This is a genomic window from Amorphoplanes digitatis (assembly GCF_014205335.1).
In the GTDB taxonomy this organism is placed as follows: domain Bacteria; phylum Actinomycetota; class Actinomycetes; order Mycobacteriales; family Micromonosporaceae; genus Actinoplanes; species Actinoplanes digitatus.
Genome location: NZ_JACHNH010000001.1, coordinates 1,221,886 through 1,238,682, shown reverse-complemented (window position 1 = coordinate 1,238,682; position 16,797 = coordinate 1,221,886). Strand labels below are relative to the sequence as shown.

The 16,797-nt window shown below is 73.6% G+C and carries 16 protein-coding genes; 10 read left to right on the top strand and 6 right to left on the bottom strand.

The window, feature by feature from the left end:
* Positions 1-36: 36 nt before the first annotated feature.
* Both BJ971_RS05765 and BJ971_RS05760 read right to left on the bottom strand, forming a co-directional pair.
* The gene (locus tag BJ971_RS05765) at positions 37-1,797 is read right to left on the bottom strand and encodes an ATP-binding protein (RefSeq protein WP_184998670.1); all 1,761 of its coding nucleotides are present in this window, start codon (positions 1,795-1,797) and stop codon (positions 37-39) included.
* 95 nt (positions 1,798-1,892) lie between these two features.
* Positions 1,893-2,654 (bottom strand): dihydrofolate reductase family protein, encoded by a 762-nt coding sequence (locus BJ971_RS05760; protein WP_377885297.1) that lies wholly within the window; start codon positions 2,652-2,654, stop codon positions 1,893-1,895.
* A 161-nt stretch (positions 2,655-2,815) separates the two neighbouring features.
* On the opposite strand from BJ971_RS05760, the gene BJ971_RS05755 reads away from it, so the two are divergent.
* The 3 genes from BJ971_RS05755 (at position 2,816) to BJ971_RS05745 (ending at position 5,908) form a co-directional block, all read left to right on the top strand.
* Positions 2,816-3,832: a LacI family DNA-binding transcriptional regulator gene (locus tag BJ971_RS05755; RefSeq protein WP_184990490.1), complete on the top strand. Its 1,017-nt coding sequence runs from the start codon at positions 2,816-2,818 to the stop codon at positions 3,830-3,832.
* 147 nt (positions 3,833-3,979) lie between these two features.
* Positions 3,980-4,741, top strand: a complete 762-nt coding sequence (locus BJ971_RS05750) for an ACT domain-containing protein (protein ID WP_184990487.1) — start codon at positions 3,980-3,982, stop codon at positions 4,739-4,741.
* A gap of 90 nt (positions 4,742-4,831) precedes the next feature.
* A complete protein-coding gene (locus BJ971_RS05745) occupies positions 4,832-5,908 on the top strand; it encodes a GNAT family N-acetyltransferase (RefSeq protein ID WP_184990485.1) in 1,077 nt (358 codons plus the stop codon).
* A gap of 69 nt (positions 5,909-5,977) precedes the next feature.
* Here BJ971_RS05745 and BJ971_RS05740 read toward each other — a convergent pair whose 3' ends face one another.
* The 3 genes from BJ971_RS05740 to bioB are packed head-to-tail and all read right to left on the bottom strand — an operon-like array spanning position 5,978 to position 7,672.
* Positions 5,978-6,481, bottom strand: coding sequence for a GNAT family N-acetyltransferase (locus tag BJ971_RS05740; protein ID WP_184998669.1), 504 nt, complete (start codon positions 6,479-6,481; stop codon positions 5,978-5,980).
* A 10-nt stretch (positions 6,482-6,491) separates the two neighbouring features.
* The gene (gene bsaP, locus BJ971_RS05735) at positions 6,492-6,680 is read right to left on the bottom strand and encodes a biotin synthase auxiliary protein BsaP (RefSeq protein WP_184999365.1); all 189 of its coding nucleotides are present in this window, start codon (positions 6,678-6,680) and stop codon (positions 6,492-6,494) included.
* A complete protein-coding gene (gene bioB, locus BJ971_RS05730; protein ID WP_184990483.1) occupies positions 6,677-7,672 on the bottom strand; it encodes a biotin synthase BioB in 996 nt (331 codons plus the stop codon). The genes bsaP and bioB overlap by 4 nt, the downstream gene beginning before the upstream one ends.
* Before the next feature lie 96 nt (positions 7,673-7,768).
* Here bioB and BJ971_RS05725 point away from each other — a divergent pair, with 96 nt between their 5' ends.
* The 6 genes from BJ971_RS05725 to BJ971_RS05700 all read left to right on the top strand — a co-directional run bounded on the left by BJ971_RS05725 (position 7,769) and on the right by BJ971_RS05700 (position 13,945).
* Positions 7,769-8,905 carry an 8-amino-7-oxononanoate synthase gene (locus BJ971_RS05725; protein WP_184990481.1) on the top strand — a complete coding sequence of 379 codons (1,137 nt, stop codon included), beginning with the start codon at positions 7,769-7,771 and terminating at the stop codon, positions 8,903-8,905.
* Positions 8,906-9,057: 152 nt separating this feature from the next.
* Positions 9,058-9,765, top strand: a complete 708-nt coding sequence (gene bioD / locus BJ971_RS05720) for a dethiobiotin synthase (RefSeq protein WP_184998668.1) — start codon at positions 9,058-9,060, stop codon at positions 9,763-9,765.
* A gap of 102 nt (positions 9,766-9,867) precedes the next feature.
* Positions 9,868-11,148 carry a hemolysin family protein gene (locus BJ971_RS05715; protein ID WP_184990479.1) on the top strand — a complete coding sequence of 427 codons (1,281 nt, stop codon included), beginning with the start codon at positions 9,868-9,870 and terminating at the stop codon, positions 11,146-11,148.
* A 130-nt stretch (positions 11,149-11,278) separates the two neighbouring features.
* A complete protein-coding gene (locus BJ971_RS05710) occupies positions 11,279-11,857 on the top strand; it encodes a GAF domain-containing protein (RefSeq protein WP_184990477.1) in 579 nt (192 codons plus the stop codon).
* Between the two features lie 100 nt (positions 11,858-11,957).
* On the top strand, positions 11,958-12,872 hold the full coding sequence (locus BJ971_RS05705) for a diacylglycerol/lipid kinase family protein (RefSeq protein WP_184990475.1): 915 nt from the start codon (positions 11,958-11,960) through the stop codon (positions 12,870-12,872).
* Positions 12,873-12,967: 95 nt separating this feature from the next.
* Entirely contained in the window at positions 12,968-13,945 is a 978-nt protein-coding gene (locus BJ971_RS05700; RefSeq protein ID WP_184990473.1) for a hypothetical protein, read from the top strand.
* 4 nt (positions 13,946-13,949) lie between these two features.
* On the opposite strand, the gene BJ971_RS05695 is transcribed toward BJ971_RS05700, so the two are convergent.
* Positions 13,950-15,086: an MBL fold metallo-hydrolase gene (locus BJ971_RS05695; protein WP_184990471.1), complete on the bottom strand. Its 1,137-nt coding sequence runs from the start codon at positions 15,084-15,086 to the stop codon at positions 13,950-13,952.
* A 141-nt stretch (positions 15,087-15,227) separates the two neighbouring features.
* Between BJ971_RS05695 and BJ971_RS05690 the strand changes: the two genes are divergently transcribed.
* A complete protein-coding gene (locus BJ971_RS05690; protein WP_184990469.1) occupies positions 15,228-16,724 on the top strand; it encodes a deoxyguanosinetriphosphate triphosphohydrolase family protein in 1,497 nt (498 codons plus the stop codon).
* Positions 16,725-16,797 lie beyond the last annotated feature (73 nt).

Below are 16,797 nucleotides of genomic sequence, written 5' to 3'. Positions count from 1 at the left end.
CTGTTTCGAAAAGGATGAGGGGGGCGGAAACAGGGCTCAGAACGGGATGTCGTCGTCGGAGGAACCGCCCCGGCCGCCGACCACCGCGAACGGGTCGACGCCCTGCACGATCGAGCGCATCGTGCCCGCCGGCGGGGGTCCCGACTCGGACTTGCGGGTGGCCCAGGCCGGGAAGGGGAACTCGACGCAGAGCGGGACCGGGATGTCCGGCTGGTTGACGAACATCGTGCCGGGCCGGGCCAGCAGCGCGCGCTGGCGCATGGCCGGTGGGAGGAAGCCGTACTCCGGGCGGGAGGCCTCCGCCGGGTCAAGGCGGCCGACCACGCGGATCGCGGAGTTCGTCACGATGCGGCGCTCGACCTCGCTCGCCGTCTGCTGTGCGCCGATCAGGATCACCCCGAGGGAGCGGCCACGCTCGGCGATGTCGAGCAGCACCTCCTTGATCGGCGACGAGCCCTCGCGGGGCGCGTACTTGTTGAGCTCGTCGAGGACCACGAAGAGCAGGGGGCGGCCGGTGCCCGACTTCTCCTTGTCGTCGAACTCCGTCTTGAGCGTCACGCCGACCACGAAGCGCTGCGCGCGGTCCGGCAGGTTGTGCAGGTCGACGACCGTGACCTGCGCGCTCTCCGCGGTCTTGATCTGGTGCGGTCGCCGGCTCGCCAGGTCGCCGCGGATGAGCCGGGCCAGGTCCCGCTTGCTGCCGATCAGCCGCCGGGCGAACGCGTTGACCGTGCCCATGTTGACCGCGCTGCCGGCCCACATCGAGCGGGTCTCGTCGTCGGTGAGCTGGTCGACGACGTGGTCGACCAGGTCGCCGTACGACGACAGGCGCCGGCCGTCGATGCTGATGCCGCCCTCGGCGGGCAGCGCGTGCCGGGCCAGGTGTGCGGTCACCGAGTGCACGACCATCGTGTATTGCTGCCGCTCGTCGTCGGCGTCGGCGAAGACGTAGGGCAGCAGGCGATTGGCGCAGAACTCCTCGAGGGTCCAGTAGAAGCTGTCCACCCCGGTGAGCCGGCTCTGCACGTCGGGCGCGCCGGAGGAGTCGCCGGCACGCGGCGGCGCGTAGACCCGGACGTCCGGGAACGGGGTCGCCGGCAGGCCGAGCTTGGCGTAGGCCGCCGTTGTCGCGTCGTCGAGCTTGGTGTTGGGGTGGTCGAGGAAGAGCAGGTCCTCGCCCTTGACGTTGAAGATCAGCGCGCGGGCGTTGACCGCGTCGCCGCCCAGCTGCCCGGAGCGGAAGACCGAGTAGAGCAGGAAGGTGGCGAAGCTGGTCTTGGTCGCGACGCCGGAGATGCCGGAGATCGAGACGTGCGCGCCGCGGGTGCCGTCGAGGAAGTCGGCGTTGAGGAAGACCGGCACGCCGTCGCGGCCGGTGCCCATCGGGACCCGGCGCTCCATCCGGTCGAAGTGCAGGGCCGCGTCGCGGGCGGCGCCGGAGGCCCGGTGCACCACCGCGCCCGGCGCCGGCGGCACGTAGAGCTCCGGGTCGACGCGGGTGGTGGTGATCTCCGCGGCCTCCTGCACGAGGGCGGGCAGGGTGCCCTCGGCGATGGCGAAGACGTCGGAGTCGAACTGGGCGCCCTCGTGGCGCGCACGCACCTGCGTGACGACGCCGGCGATCGTGATCGGCTCGCGGTCGGGCAGCTCGCGCCGGGTCACCACCACGTCGTCGAGCTGTAGGTAACTGCCCGGCGTGACCGCCGTCCAGAACTGCAACGGGGTGGCATCGGCGGTGCCGAGGACACGCCCGACCGGTTCGCTCACTTCGGCTGGTTCGTCAGACACGCCGATCATGTTGCACCAGACGTACGACATCCGACGGACGGCGCGTCGGTTGGCATGCGTTGTCCACAACTTCTAGGGGTCATCCACAGGTTTGTCCACAACTTCTAGCGGCTGCGGGCGTACCGGAGGAAAAGCATGTCCCGATCGGCCAGAACGCTTCGCAGTGACATCTCCCGCGGCGGGGTGCCGGGCCCGGTCGCGATGCGGCCGGCGCCGCCGCCGGCGAGCCGAGGCGAGACGGTCAGGCAGAGCTCGTCGACCAGGTCGGCGGCGATCAGCGCGCCGAACAGCCGCGGCCCGCCCTCGCAGAGCAGCTGCGTCGCGCCCCGGGCGTGCAGCGCGGCGACCGCCGCGGCGAGGTCGACGGCGGCGTCTCCGCAGGTGACGACGTCGGCGACCGGGGCGAGCGCGGCCCGGCGGGCGGGCGGGGCGCCGGCATGGGTGACCACCAGCGGCCGGATCGGCGCGTCCGCGAAGACCAGCTGAGCCGGATCCAGGTCCAGGGCGCCCGAGACGACGACCATCAGCGGAAACTCGGGCAGGCCGCGGGCCCGGCGCCAGTCGCGGGCGGCCGCGTCGAGGCGCAGCCCGTCGTAGTTCTCGGTGCGGACCGTGCCCGCACCGACCACCAGCGCGTCGCAGACCTTGCGCAGCGAGTCGAAGACCAGCTTGTCGCCGGGCCCGCCCAGGCCGCCGGATTTGCCGTCCACCGTGACGGCGCCGTCGAGACTGGCGACGAAGTTGACCCGCAGCAACGGCTGCGCGCCCCGCGGATAGGCCTCTACGAGATCGGCGTCGTGTACGTCGATCACGGCGCCGGAGGCCCGGTCACGGGCGGCGTCGGCTTCTCGGGCCGGTGCTGGCAGTCGCACCACGACCCGCCCCGGCACTCCTCGTGGCGTCGCTCTCGGCACGCACGGCAGATCATGTGCAAACCCTAGGCCTCCGGCGGGCGGAGCGCATAGCATGGTCAATTCTCCCCGGCCGCAGGCGAGACATCGGCGGGTCCGCGGGCGATAATGCCCGGATGACCAGGCAGCCCGTCCGTTCACCGGGGCGACCGACGCTCGACGCCGTTGCGGCCCGCGCCGGGGTCGGCCGTGGCACCGCATCCCGAGTCCTCAACGGGTCGTCCCAGGTCAGCCCGCAGGCGAAGGCCGCGGTCGAGGCCGCGATCGTGGAGCTCGGCTACGTGCCGAACCGGGCGGCCCGCTCGCTGGTCACCCAGCGCACGGACTCCGTGGCCCTGGTCGTCTCGGAGTCGCAGGAGCGGGTTTTCGGCGAGCCGTTCTTCGCCGGCGTGCTGCGGGGCATCAACGCGGCCCTGCTCGAGACGCCCCTGCAACTGTGGCTGGCGATGGCCGCCTCCCCCGAGCAGCGCGAGCGGGTCGAGCATCACCTGACCGGCCAGCACGTCGACGGCGTGCTGCTGCTCTCCCTGCACGACGACGACCCGCTGCCGGCGGTGCTGCGCGAGCGCGGCATGCCGTTCGTCTTCGGCGGCCGCTCCACCCGCGCCGTCGAGGGCGACTTCATGGTCGACGTCGACAACTCCGCCGGCGCCCGCAAGGCGGTCGAATACCTGCTCGGCAACGGCGCCCGGCGGGTCGCCACCGTCGCCGGGCCGCAGGACATGGAGGTCGGGCGGGAGCGGCTGGCCGGCTACCGCGCGGCCGTGAGCGGTCCCGGGCTCGTCGAGTACGGCGACTTCAGCGAGGCCGGCGGCGCCCGGGCGATGCGGACCCTGCTGGAGCGGGAGCCGGACCTCGACGCGGTCTTCGCGGCGTCCGACCTGATGGCCAGCGGCGCGCTGCGTGCCCTGCGCGACAAGGGCCTGCGGGTGCCCCAGGACGTCGCCGTCGTCGGGTTCGAGGACGCGCCCGTCGCCCGGCAGTGCGAGCCGCCGCTGACCACGGTCCACCAGCCCGTCGAGGAGATGGGCCGCCGGATGGCGGAGCTGCTGGTGTGCCGCATCCGCCGCGAGCCCGTCGAGAATTCACACGTTCTGCTCGACACCCATCTCGTCCGTCGCGCCTCCGCCTGACCTGGCCTAACCTGGGTGTGATCCAGGGCATATCTCTGCGCCTTGACGGCCGGGACACGGCGGCGCAACGGGTGTGAAACGCCGCTTCGGCAATCTTGGTGCCAAGGACGGCGCCGCCGTGCCGTCTTTCCTGACGGGAGGAGTTGCATGTTGCTGCGGGTACGGGTCACTCTGCCGGACCGTCCTGGCGCGCTCGGCCAGATCGCGCGCACGCTGGGCGTGGCCGGGGCCGACATCGTCCAGGTCGTGGTGCTTGAGCGACTCGGCGGGCGGGCCGTCGACGACTTCACCGTCGTGTGGCCGGGCGCCTCCCGCGTCGAGCGACTCCTCGCGGGTCTCGCCGCCATCCCCGGCGTACAGGTGGACGGCGTATGGCGGGCCATCGGCGCGCCGGTCTCCGGCGGCCACGACGCCGAGCTGCTGGCCCAGGTCGCGGCCAACCCGCAGGACGGCCTGGCCACCCTCGTCGACGCCGTGCCGGGCCTGCTGGCCGCCGACTGGGCGGCCGCCGCCGTCGTCCCCGCCGACTGGGCCGCGCGCACGGCGGCGCCGCGCCCGGTGGGTACCGACGAGCCGTCGCTGCAACTGCCGACCGGCAGCGAGCCGGCGGTCACCTACGCGAGCTGGCGCGCGCCGTCCCCGCTGCGCCTGCCCGAGGTCACCCCGCTGCGGGCCCGCCCGATGACCGGCCCGGACGGCACCCGGTACGCCGTCGCCCCGTTCGGCCGCGCGGGTCTGGTGCTCGTCACCGCCCGCGCCGACGACGACGAGCTGCCGGCCGCCGCGTTCCACATCACCGAGGTGGACCGGATCGCCCAGCTTGTCCGCGCCGCCGCCGTGATCCTCGGCGACCGGCTGGACGACACCTCGGTGCCGAGCGTGGCGGCCGCTGTGACCGAGCCCTCATAAGTCCTCCCAGCTCAGGCAATATGCGGGTAACACCGGGCGGGCACGCTTAGGTTCGTCAGAGGGGCGGCCGGCGGAAGGGAAGTGCCTCGCATGGCGTTGTGGCGCATCAGGGCGACGGTCGACGACCGGCCGGGATATCTCTCGGTGCTCACCGCCAGCCTCGCGCTGCGGTCGGTAAACATCCTCGCCGTCCAGGTGCACACCACCGAGGGCGGCGCGGTCGACGACTTCCTGGTCGACGCGCCGAACACGATGACCGAGGCGGAGCTGCACGCCGCGATCGACCGCGGCCGCGGCCGCGACGCCTTCGTCACCCGCGCCGAGGCGCAGGGCCTCGCCGACCAGCCGACCCGGGCGCTGGCCCTGGCCGGCCGGCTCGTGCACGACCCCGACTCGCTGGGCGAGGCGCTGGTCACCCTGCTCGACGCCGCCGAGGCGCGCTGGCGTCCCGAGGGCACGGTGGTCCTGCACGGCTTCGACGAGGAGCGGATGACGCTCATCGACCCGGCAGGCGGCACCTACGAGGTGCTGCGCGCGGCGCCGGCCTTCACCCCGGCGGAGTACGCCCGCGCACAGGCCCTTGTCGAGGTCAGCGGCGCCCTGGTACGCCGCACCGCCGAGCAGGCCACGCTGCTGCTGCCCGACGGCGCGGAGCTGCTGATCCGGGCCGCCACCACCGACGACGTCGAGGGCGTCCGCCGGCTGCACGCCCGCGGCTCGGCGCAGTCACACCGGCGCCGCTACCCCGGCCTCGCGCACGGGCCGTCCGACGCCCGGCTGCGCCGGATGCTCGAGCCGGCCAACGGCCTGACCCTGCTCGCCGTGAGCACCGACCCGGCCGACGGCGGTGAGCGGGTCGTGGCGATGGCCAACCTGCTGGTGGAGGGCGACCTCGGCGAGGTCGCGCTGCTGGTGGAGGACTCCTGGCAGCGCCGCGGCATCGGCACGGCGCTGCTGCGCCGGCTGATCGCGGCGGCGCGCCGGATGAAGGCGTCCGCGGTCGTGGCGCACACCGGCGCCGACAACGTGGCGATGCTCCGCACGCTGCGCCGGTTCGGCGTGACCGACCGCGACGACCGCGACGGCCCGCTGCTGAGCCTGACGCTGAGAATCGCCGGCACCGGGCACCGGCCGGCCACGGATGAGACTCCCGCCGCCTCCGGGTGAAAGGCGACGGGTGACGGGTAACGGGTGAGAACGGCGGCGGGCCTCGCGACAGGTCCGCCGCCGGTCGGATCAGCGGATCAGCTCCGCGGCGAGCAGGTCCATCATCAGCCCGTCGTGCCAGCGGCCGTCGGCGCCGCGCTCGTACTCCCGCATGACGCCGACCGGCCTGAAGCCCACCTTGGCGTAGCACCGGATCGCGGCCGCGTTGTCCGCCGCCGGGTCGATGGTCAGCCGGTGGAAGCGGTGCGCGTCGACCAGGTGGGCGGCCAGGGTCCGCACCGCGTCGGTGCCGACGCCGCGGCCGTGCACCGCCGGGTCGACGAAGATGTCGATGCTCGCGTGCCGGTAGTCGGGCTCCTCCTCGGCCTCCCACTGGATCGCGCCGACCACCCGGCCGTCGAGCACGATCGCGAGGTAGTGCAGCCCGTCGTCCTCGATCGACTCGACGATCTCCGGTGCGGGGTCCTCCTCGCCGCGCCAGCGTGCGCGCACCTCGGGGGTGGCGCGGATGGCCGCCAGCGCCGGCACGTCCGCCGTCGTGGCCGGGCGCAGCGACACGACCGCGCCGGTCAGGGCGGGGTCGTCAGGAGCGGCGGACACCGTGCTCGACACAGGTCGCCGTCCAGCCGGTGGGCACGACCTGCACCTTCATCCGGCGGCGGCAGTCCGGGCAGAAGCGCGGCGGCTCCAGCTCGCGCGCCGCGGCGCAGGCCGAGTGGTCGCCCTCGGCGGAGGGTGAGCCGCACCGGTCGCAGTACACCAGGACCGTCACAGCGTCGCCGACAGCGCCTTGACGGGCATCTTCAGCTCCCGCAGCAGCTCGAGGTCGGAGGTGGCCGGGCGGCCCAGCGTCGTCAGGTAGTTGCCGACGATGACCGCGTTGATGCCGCCGAGCAGGCCGTCCCGGGTACCCAGGTCGCCGAGGGTGATCTCGCGGCCGCCCGCGTACCGCAGGATCGTCCTGGGCATCGCCAGCCGGAAGGCGGCGATGGCGCGCAGCGCGTCCTTGCCCTCCACGACCGGGCGGTCGCCGAGCGGGGTGCCCGGGCGGGGGTTGAGGAAGTTGAGCGGGACCTCGTGCGGGTCGAGCTCGGCGAGCTGGGCCGCGAACTCCGCGCGCTGCTCGACGGACTCGCCCAGGCCGAGGATGCCGCCGCAGCAGACCTCCATCCCGGAGTCGCGCACCATCTTCAGCGTGCCCCAGCGCTCCTCCCAGGAGTGGGTGGTGACCACGTTGGGGAAGTAGGAACGGCAGGTCTCGAGGTTGTGGTTGTAGCGGTGCACGCCCATCTCGACCAGTTCGTCGACCTGCTCCTGGGTGAGCATGCCGAGGCTCGCCGCGACCTGGATGTCGACCGCTTCCTTGATCGCCTTGACGCCCTCGCGCATCTGCGTCATCAGCCGCGCGTCGGGCCCGCGCACCGCCGCCACGATGCAGAACTCCGTCGCGCCCGTCGCCGCGGTCTGCTTCGCCGCCTCGACCAGCGAGGGGATGTCGAGCCAGACCGCGCGCACCGGCGAGGTGAACAGGCCGGACTGCGAGCAGAAGTGGCAGTCCTCGGGGCAGCCGCCGGTCTTGAGCGAGACGATGCCCTCGACCTCGACCTCGGGGCCGCACCATTTCATCCGGACGTCGTGCGCGAGCTGGAGCAGCGCCGGCAGGTCCTCGTCGCCGAGGCGGAGCACCTCCAGGATCCCCGCCTCGTCGAGCCCGGCACCGTCAGCAAGAACCTGGGCCCGGGCCCGGTCGAGGATCTCTGGCATGCCCGTACCCTACAAGGCGTTCCGGCCGCCGGGGTTGTCGGCGCCGGGTGATAGTTTCCCCGGCGAGCGGGTCTTGACGGCGAGGGTGAGGGTGCTTTGGCTGGCTGGCAGGAAGCGCTGGAGTGCCAGGCCCGCACCCGGGCGAAGGCCGGGCTGACCCGGACCCTGCGGCACCGCGCCCCCGACGACTCCGTCGTCGATCTGGCCGGCAACGACTATCTCGGCCTGGCCGTCCACCCCGAGGTGATCGCGGCGTCGGTCCGGGCACTTCAGGCGTACGGGCTGGGCGCCACCGGTTCCCGGCTGGTGCGGGGCTCGACGGACGCGCACGCGGACCTGGAGACGGAGCTGGCCGGCTGGCTCGGCGCCGAGCGCGCGCTGGTCTACTCCTCGGGTTACCTGGCCAACCTCGGCGCGGTCCGGGCGCTGGCCGGCCCGGGGACGCTGCTGGTCTCGGACCGCTACAACCACGCCTCGCTGATCGACGGCTGCCGTGGCTCGGGCGCGGAGGTGGTCGTCGCACCGCACGCCGATCCGGCCGCGCTGGCGGCGATCCTCGGCGCGCACCCCGGCCGGGCGAAGGTCTTCGTCACCGAGTCGGTGTTCTCGGTGGACGGTGACCTGGCCCCGCTGGCGGAGCTGCACGCGGTGACCTCGGCACACGACACCCTGCTGCTGGTGGACGACGCGCACGCGATCGGCATCCTGGGCCGGCACGGTTCCGGCGGCGTCGCGGCGGCCGGCCTGGCCGGCCTGGCCGACGTCGTCGTCACCGCGACCCTGTCGAAGTCCCTCGGCGGCGCGGGCGGGGTGATCGCCGGCCCGGCCGCGCTGATCCGGCACCTGGTCGACACGGGACGCACCTTCATCTACGACACCGCCCCGCCGCCTGCCGTGGTGGCGGGCGTGCACGCCGCGCTGCGGATCACCCGCGCGGCCGACGATCGCCGGGCCGTGCTGGCGGACCGTGGCCGGCTGACGGCCCGCCGGCTGACGGCGGCCGGTTTCACAGTTCCGACGCCGGCGGCGGGCGTGCTGTCGGTGCCGGCTCCCGGCCCCGAGGCGGCGCTGAGCTGGGCCGCGGACTGCCGCGACCGCGGCATCGCGGTGGGCTGCTTCCGCCCGCCGTCGACACCGGACGGCTCGTCGCGGCTGCGCCTGACCCTCAACGCGGGCATCTCGCAGCAGGACTTCGACCGGGCCCTTGACGTGATCGTGGAGTGCGCACCGTGACGAGCGACCCGACCACCGCGCCGGTCCCGCCCGACGCCGGTCCCGGCGATTCCGGTCCCGGCGATGCCGACACCCCGGCGGCGGCCGCACCGGAGCCCGCGCCCGCGCCCCGGGCCGCGCCGCGCCCGGCGGAGGCCGGCGAGTGGCGCGGCATCGTGCTGGTCACCGGGACGGACACCGACGTCGGCAAGACCATCGTCACGGCGGCGATCGCGGCGGCGGCACAGGCCGCCGGGCTGCACGTGGCCGTGGTCAAGCCGGGCCAGACCGGCACGGCCGAGGGCGGGCCGACCGACATCGACCTGGTGACCCGCCTGGCCAACCCGCACACCGCCCGCACCCTGGCGTCCTACCCGGAGCCGCTGGCCCCGCTGGCCGCGGCCAAGGTCGCCGGCCTGCCCCCGATCGAGCTCTACGAGGTGGTCGACGCCATCCGCGCCGAGGCCGGCAAGCACGACCTCGTCCTGGTCGAGGGCGCCGGCGGCCTGCTGGTCCCGATGGGCGTCCGGCCCTCGGGCGAGGCGTGGACCGTGGCCGACCTGGCCACGACGCTGGGCGTGCCGACCATCGTGGTGGCCCGGGCCGGGCTGGGCACGCTGAACCACACGGCCCTGACGCTGGAGGCGCTGGACCGCCGGGGCGTGCCGGCCAAGGTGATCCTCGGCGCCTGGCCGGCCGAGCCGGAGCTGGTCCACTGGGCCAACCTGACCGAGCTGCTCCCCCACCTGGTCGGCGCCCTTCCGGACGGCGCCGGCGGCATGGAGCCGGGCGTCTTCCAGCGCTCCGCGCCCGGCTGGCTGACCCCGGCCCTCTACGGCGTCCTCGACGACTGGCGGGTCTGGGCCGACGAGGTCAGCTGACTTCTTTTGCGCGGCCCTGCCAGCCTGCCGCCGCGCGGCCCCGCACCAACGTCGCTAGCGTGTGTGGCTCGTGATCCGTTCGCCCGAGGGGCTGGGAATGTCGTGGATGCCATAGGCGGACAACTCGCGCTGGTGCTGGTGCTGGTGCTGGTGAACGCGGCCTTCGCCGGCAGCGAGATGGCCCTGGTGTCCCTGCGCGACAGCCAGGTGCACAAGCTCGAGCGCGGGTCGCGCCGCGGCCGGGTGCTCGGCCGGCTGACCCGCGACCCGAACAGGTTCCTGGCGACCATCCAGATCGGCATCACCCTGGCCGGCTTCCTGGCCTCGGCGGCCGCGGCGGTGTCGTTGTCCAAGCCGCTCGTCGAGCCGCTGAGCTTCCTCGGCTCGGCCGCGGAGCCGACCGCCGTCGTGATCGTCACGATGGTGCTGACCTTCGTCACGCTGGTGATCGGCGAGCTGACGCCGAAGCGGATCGCGATGCAGCGGGCCGAGGGCTGGGCGCTGCTTGTCGCCCGCCCGCTTGACCTCCTCTCGACGATCTCGCGGCCGGTGGTGTGGCTGCTCAGCGTCTCGACGAACCTGCTCGTCCGGCTGGCCGGCGGCGACCCGGCGGCGCAGCGCGATGAGGTCAGCACCGAGGAGATCCGCGACATGGTGGCGGCGCAGCAGGACTTCTCGGTCGAGCAGCGGACCATCATCAGCGGCGCGTTCGAGATCGCCGACCGGATCCTGCGGGAGATCCTGGTGCCGCGCCGCGACGTGCTGACCCTGCCGGCCGGGCTGGCCGCGCCCGAGGCGCTGACCCAGCTGATCGCGGGCGCGCACTCCCGGGCGCCGATCGTCGGGCCGGCCGGGCTCGACGACGTCTACGGCGTGGTGCACCTGCGCGACCTCATCGGCGCGCAGGGGCCGGTCGACGAGGTGGCGCGGCCGGGGCTGTTCCTGCCCGAGACGCTGCGGGTCTCCGACGCGCTGCGGCAGATGCGGCTCGAGCGCCAGCAGATCGCGCTCGTGGTCGACGAGCGCGGCGCGATCGACGGCATCATCACGATGGAGGACCTGGTCGAGGAGATCGTCGGGGAGATCTACGACGAGACCGACCGCGACGTGCTCTCGGTGGTGAAGGAGGCGGACGGCGCGCTGCTGATGCCGGGCTCGTTCCCGATTCACGACCTGCCGGACATCGGCTTCGACGACTCCGGGCCGGACGAGGGCGACTACACGACCGTCGCCGGCATGGTGCTCGCCGCGCTGGGGCACATACCGACCGCGCCGGGCGAGGTGGTGACGCTGCCGCAGTTCACGGCCGAGGTCGTCGAGATCACCGGCCGCGCGATCACCCGGGTCCGGCTGCGCGCCCTGCCCCGCGCCGACGAGGACTGAATGTGCGACATTCGCGCCCTCGGGCGTTGATCACCGCAAATTTGGCTTAACTGACCATTGCGGATTCCCAGGTCACTTTCACTAGGCTCACAGTGACTGCGAGCGATCATTTGCGTGAGGTGGTTTCCCCGTGACCAACAGCAGCCCGGAATCGGGCGATGCCTTCGAATATCTGGACAGCGTCGGACCCGAGGAGCAGCGCCGCCTCGACGCGGTGCGCCGGTACCGGCTTGTCGACCAGCCCGTCGAGGACGCGTACGACCGGATCGCGTTCGTCGCCGGCGCCATCTTCGACACCCCGATCGCGACGGTGTCGCTCGTGGAGCAGGACCGGGTGTGGCTCGCCGCCTGCCACGGGCTCACCGGCGTCCGCGAGGTCGGCAAGGAGCCGGGCCTGTGCGCGACGGTCATCGCGCAGGACGACGTCTACGTGATCAACAACGCGGCGGTCGACCCGCGGACGCTCGAGCATCCGCTGGTCCGCGGCGAGCTCGGCCTGCGCTTCTACGCCGCAGCACCGATCCGCACCCACGACGGCTACCGGCTGGGCACCGTCAACGTGATCGACAACCGGCCCCGCGAGGCGACGCAGCGGCAGCTCACCGCCCTGGAGCACCTGGCGTCGATGGTCTCCGACGAGCTGGAGCTGCGACTCATGGTGATCCGCAGCGCCGCCGCCGAGCAGCGCATGCGCGAGTCGGTGCACTGAGACATCACACCGGGAGGGGCGGCCGGTGATGGGCCGTCCCTCCCTCCACCCGTGCCCGGGTACGCGCGTAGGAATCGGCGGCAGCGGGTAACGCCGCTGCATGCGGACTTCCCGGAAAATCGCCGTGGTCGCCCACCGGCGCAAGACCCTGGGCGGCGGGCTCGACGAGCTGCGCCGCCTCATCACCGACGAGGGCGTCGACGACCTCATCTGGTACGAGGTGCCGAAGAGCCGCAAGGCACCCAAACAGGTGCGCAAGGCGCTGAAGGCCGGCATCGATCTGCTGATCGTGTGGGGCGGCGACGGCATGGTGCAGCGCACGCTGGACGCGCTCGCCGGCACCAAGGGCGGCGCGAAGGTACCGGTCGGCATCATCCCGGCCGGCACCGCCAACCTGCTGGCCACCAACCTCGGCATCCCGCACGACCTGGCGCAGGCCGTGCGGATCGCGTTCCACGGCCGCCTGCGCCGGCTCGACCTCGGCGTGCTCAACGGCGAGCACTTCGCGGTGATGGCCGGCATCGGCTTCGACGGCGCGATGATCCAGGACGCGGACGGCAGGTTGAAGGAGCGGATGGGCAAGCTCGCGTACGTCTGGACGGGCCTGCGCCACCTGGACGACCCGGCACCGCGGGCGAAGATCAAGGTGGACGGCACGCGCTGGTTCTCGGACGAGGCGAGCTGCGTGCTGGTCGGCAACGTCGGCATGGTGACCGGCGGCATCACGGCGTTCGACGACGCCCGGCCCGACGACGGCTGGCTGGACGTCGGCGTGGCGACCGCCCGCGGCGCGACGCAGTGGGCGCGCACGATGGGCCAGATGGCGGTGGGGCGTTCGGAGGACTCGCCGTACGTGCGCATGACCCGCGCCCGCCGGATCGACGTGCGGCTGGCCGAGCCGCTGCGGTACGAGTTGGACGGCGGCGCCCGCGAGGCGGCGCGGAGGATCCGGATCGACGTGGCGCCGGCCGCCGTCAAGATCTGTGTCCCGGACGAAGAACCGGACGAACGATAGAAGGTGTGTGTGGGACCCCTGGTCAGGCGAAATTCGCGGCATGTCCTGGTTGCCCGGGTCTGGCACGCGGCGGGCGAACCTGACAGAGTGCCCGAATGATCTGGAAGGGGCGGCCCGGCGAGGTCGCCGCGCTCGGGCTACTGCTGGACCGCACCTACGCCGAGGTGGCCGCGGCCGGTGCGCATCCGCACCGGCTGGACCGGCCCGCCCTGCTCGGGCAGTTCGAGCTGTGGGACACCCACCTGCTGCCCGCCGTCGCCGCGGCGGGGGCGCCGGTCCGGGAGCGGAGCCGGGCCGCCCGGGCGGTGTGGCACGGCCTGGGCGCGCACGCACGGCCGGAGCTCGCGGGCTGGCTGCGGGCGCACCTGACCGGGCTCGGCCTCGAGCCCGGTCCGCTGCTCGACCCGGCCGGGACCGCCGGGCCGCCGCCCGGCCCGGTCCGCGGGCGCGTCGGCACGCTGGCGGTGTTGCAGACCCGGATCCTCGAGAGGCTCGGCGAGATGCGGGACCTCGCCCGGTTACGCCGCTGGGAGCTGGCCGCGGCGGGCGCGGTCTGCGCGGGGCTTGGCACGGAGACGATGCACATCGCCGGCGGTTTCGGCGGGACGGCCCATCGCGAGCGCTCGGCGGACCGCCGGCTCCGGACGCTCGTCGAGGGGAGCGACGGGCCGGCGCGCGCCTTCCTCCGGACCGTTGCCGCCGGCCTCGACGATCTCGACGTGCCGGAGGCGGCCGGCGAGGCGACCCCCGCGCCCGAACGGATCACGGTCGGCACCGCCGGCCGGCTGCTCGACGGCCTCGACTTCACCGGCGCGCGGATCCGCGCGGTCGACGGCGCCGACCCGGCGATCGTCCAGCTCGACCTGCGCCGGGCCGATCAGGACCGGGAGGCGATCGGCGTGATCGTCCTCAACGTGCCGCGGTTCCCCGCCCTCGACGTCCCGCCGGACGGCCTCGCGCTCACCGGCCGCCCGCGTCTTACCGCGAGCGCCGACGACATCGAGCTCGCGATCCCGCTGGCCGGCGGCGACTGGACGGTCAGCGCCGCCGCCGGCACCTGGTACGCGGACTGACGAATCAGGCGAGCTGCTGCCACCAGCCGTCGACGGCCGGCGGGTCGTCGGCGTCCACCCGCTCGCCCGGCCGCGGGATCGCGAGGCGCACGTCGCGCGCCTTCGCCTCGCGCCAGACCCGGTCGGCCGGCTCGGGCCAGTCGTGCAGGGCCAGGTTGAAGGTCGCCCAGTGCACCGGGATCATCAGCCCGCCGCGCACGTCGACGTGGGTCGCGACGCCGTCCTCCGGCAGCATGTGGATGTCCGGCCAGGCGTCGCCGTACGCGCCGATCTGCACCAGCGTCACGTCGAACGGGCCGTGCTCCTCGCCGATCTCGGCGAAGCCCGGGAAGTAGCCGGTGTCGCCCGAGTAGAACGCCTTGCGGTTCGGGCCGGCGATCACCCAGGAGGCCCAGAGCGTCTCGTCGCGGGAGAAGCCGCGGCCGGAGAAGTGCCGGGCCGCCGTCGCGACGAACTCGATGCCGGCCACCGTGGCCCGCTCGTTCCAGTCCAGTTCGATGATGCGGGTGGCCGGCACGCCCCAGCGCTCCAGGTGCGCGCCGACGCCCAGCGGCACCAGGAACGGCGCCGCCTGGAGGTCGACCAGGTTGCGGATCGACTCCATGTCCAGGTGGTCGTAGTGGTCGTGCGAGATCAGCACGGCGTCGATCGACGGCAGCTCGCGCAGGGCGATCGGCGGCTCGTGCAGGCGCTTCGGGCCGGTCAGCCGCGACGGCGAGCAGCGCTCGCTCCACACCGGGTCGAGCAGGACCCGGCGGCCCTCGATCTCGATCAGGGCCGAGGAGTGGCCGTACCAGGTGACGTAGAGGCCGGCCGGGTCGGTGCCACCCGGCACCGGGCGGACCAGCGGGATTTCCGCGGACGGGTACCGGCGGTCGCGGTCGGTCAGGGCCGAGGCCAGGATCCGCGGCATCGCGGCGGTCGGCACCTCGCTGGCCGGGACCGTGTTGCGGAACTTGCCGCCGGCGAACTGCGGCGACCGCCGGTAGCGCTCGCCGCGCTCGCCGTCGGCCCGGGCGCCGATCCTGCGGGCGCCGATCTGGAGCGGGATGTCGCGCGCGGCCCACACCGCGGCGGCCCCCAAAGCCAGGGCGATCCATGCCCCGGTACGCCGCCGACGGCCGTCTGCCTGTTTCGCCATGCCCGGTTCCTCCGTGTCAGTTCCGTCCGACTTCCAAGTCTGACCGCCCACGGGCGCCAAACGCCACCGTGGTGCTGTGGATCTCCTCAGGTAGGGGACACATCACCGGGCCGCGGTACCGGATGCATTAGCGTCGGGCACATGGACGATCCTCGCGTTCGGCGCCTCTTCGGCGACCGGCTCGTCGCCCCCGGCGACCTCGCCTACAGCCCCTTCCGCGTGGATCGCGACCGGATCGTCAGCTCGCCGTTCTTCGCGCGGCTGGCCGGCGTCACCCAGGTGATCAGCCCCGGCGGCGGCGGCCTGCTGGTGCACAACCGCCTCACGCACAGCCTCAAGGTCGCCCAGGTGGGCCGGGCGATTGCCGAACGCCTGCTGCGCGACGAGCGCTACGGCGACGTCCTGGAGAAGCTGGGCGGCTGCGACCCGGACGTGGTCGAGGCCGCGGCCCTGGCGCACGACCTGGGCCACCCGCCCTTCGGCCACCTCGGCGAGCGGGTGCTGGACCGGCTGGCCCGCCAGCGGCTGCGGCTGCGCGACGGCTTCGAGGGCAACGCGCAGTCGTACCGGATCGTGACGAGCACGGAGATCCGCGGCCAGGCCACGATCGGCCTGAACCTGACGGCCGCGACCCGCGCGGCCATCCTCAAGTACCCGTGGACCCGGCGCAGCTACCCGGCGCCGCACCCCCGCCACCTGGACCCGCCGCCGCGCGGCGCGGCGGCGCCGCCGGACGACCCGGACGGCGGCTCGCTGAAGTTCGGCGCGTACTCGACCGAGGTCGAGGACATGGTGCAGGCCCGGCTGCCGTTCGCCGGCCTGGTCGCGGACTGGCAGCAGACGGCCGAGGCGTCGGTGATGGACACGGCCGACGACATCGCGTACGCGATCCACGACCTCGAGGACGTGCACCGGGTCGGCGTGCTCCAGCAGGGCGCGGTGGCGGCGGAGCTGATGGCGTGGCAGCGCACGGCGTTCCGCGACGTACCGGACGAGGACCTCGCGCCTGCCCAGCGCCGGCCGGGCAGCTCCATCGAGGCCCTGCGCCGCCAACTGCACCGCAAGGACGGCTGGATCAGCGACGACGACGCCTTCGCCGCGGCGGTGGAGCAGGTCCGCGCGGAGCTGGTCGACGGCCTGCTGAGCGCGCCGTTCGACGGATCGCTGGAGGCCGAGGCGCAGGTCGCGGCGTTCTCGGCGAACTGGACCCGGCGGCTGGTCGAGTCGATCGAGGTCACCGAGTCGCCGGCGGTGCGCTCGGGCCACGTGCTGCTGGCGCCGGCGCAGTGGCACGAGGTGCAGGTGCTCAAGTTCGTGCAGAACCGGTTCGTGCTGGCCCGCCCGGACCTGGCGCTGCACCAGCGCGGCCAGGCCCGGCTGCTGGGCTCGCTGGTCGAGGCGCTGCTGGCCTGGCTGGCCGACCCGGACGAGACCGAGCGCCTCCCCCGCCGGATCCGCGACCTGGTGGAGCTGGCGGAGGCGGAGCTGCCGGACGGCATCGGTGACCGGGTGGGCCGGGCCCGCGGCCGCGCGGTGATCGACTTCGTGGCCGCGCTGACGGACAGCCAGGCGGTGGCGCTGATGGAGGCCCTGTCCGGCCGGTCCCGCCAGCTCTGGACGGACGCCTTCGTCCTCTGACAGCGGAATCGAGAGCGTGGCGATTCTCCAACAACGGTGTAAGTATGTAATCAACACCGATGTTGGAGGTTGT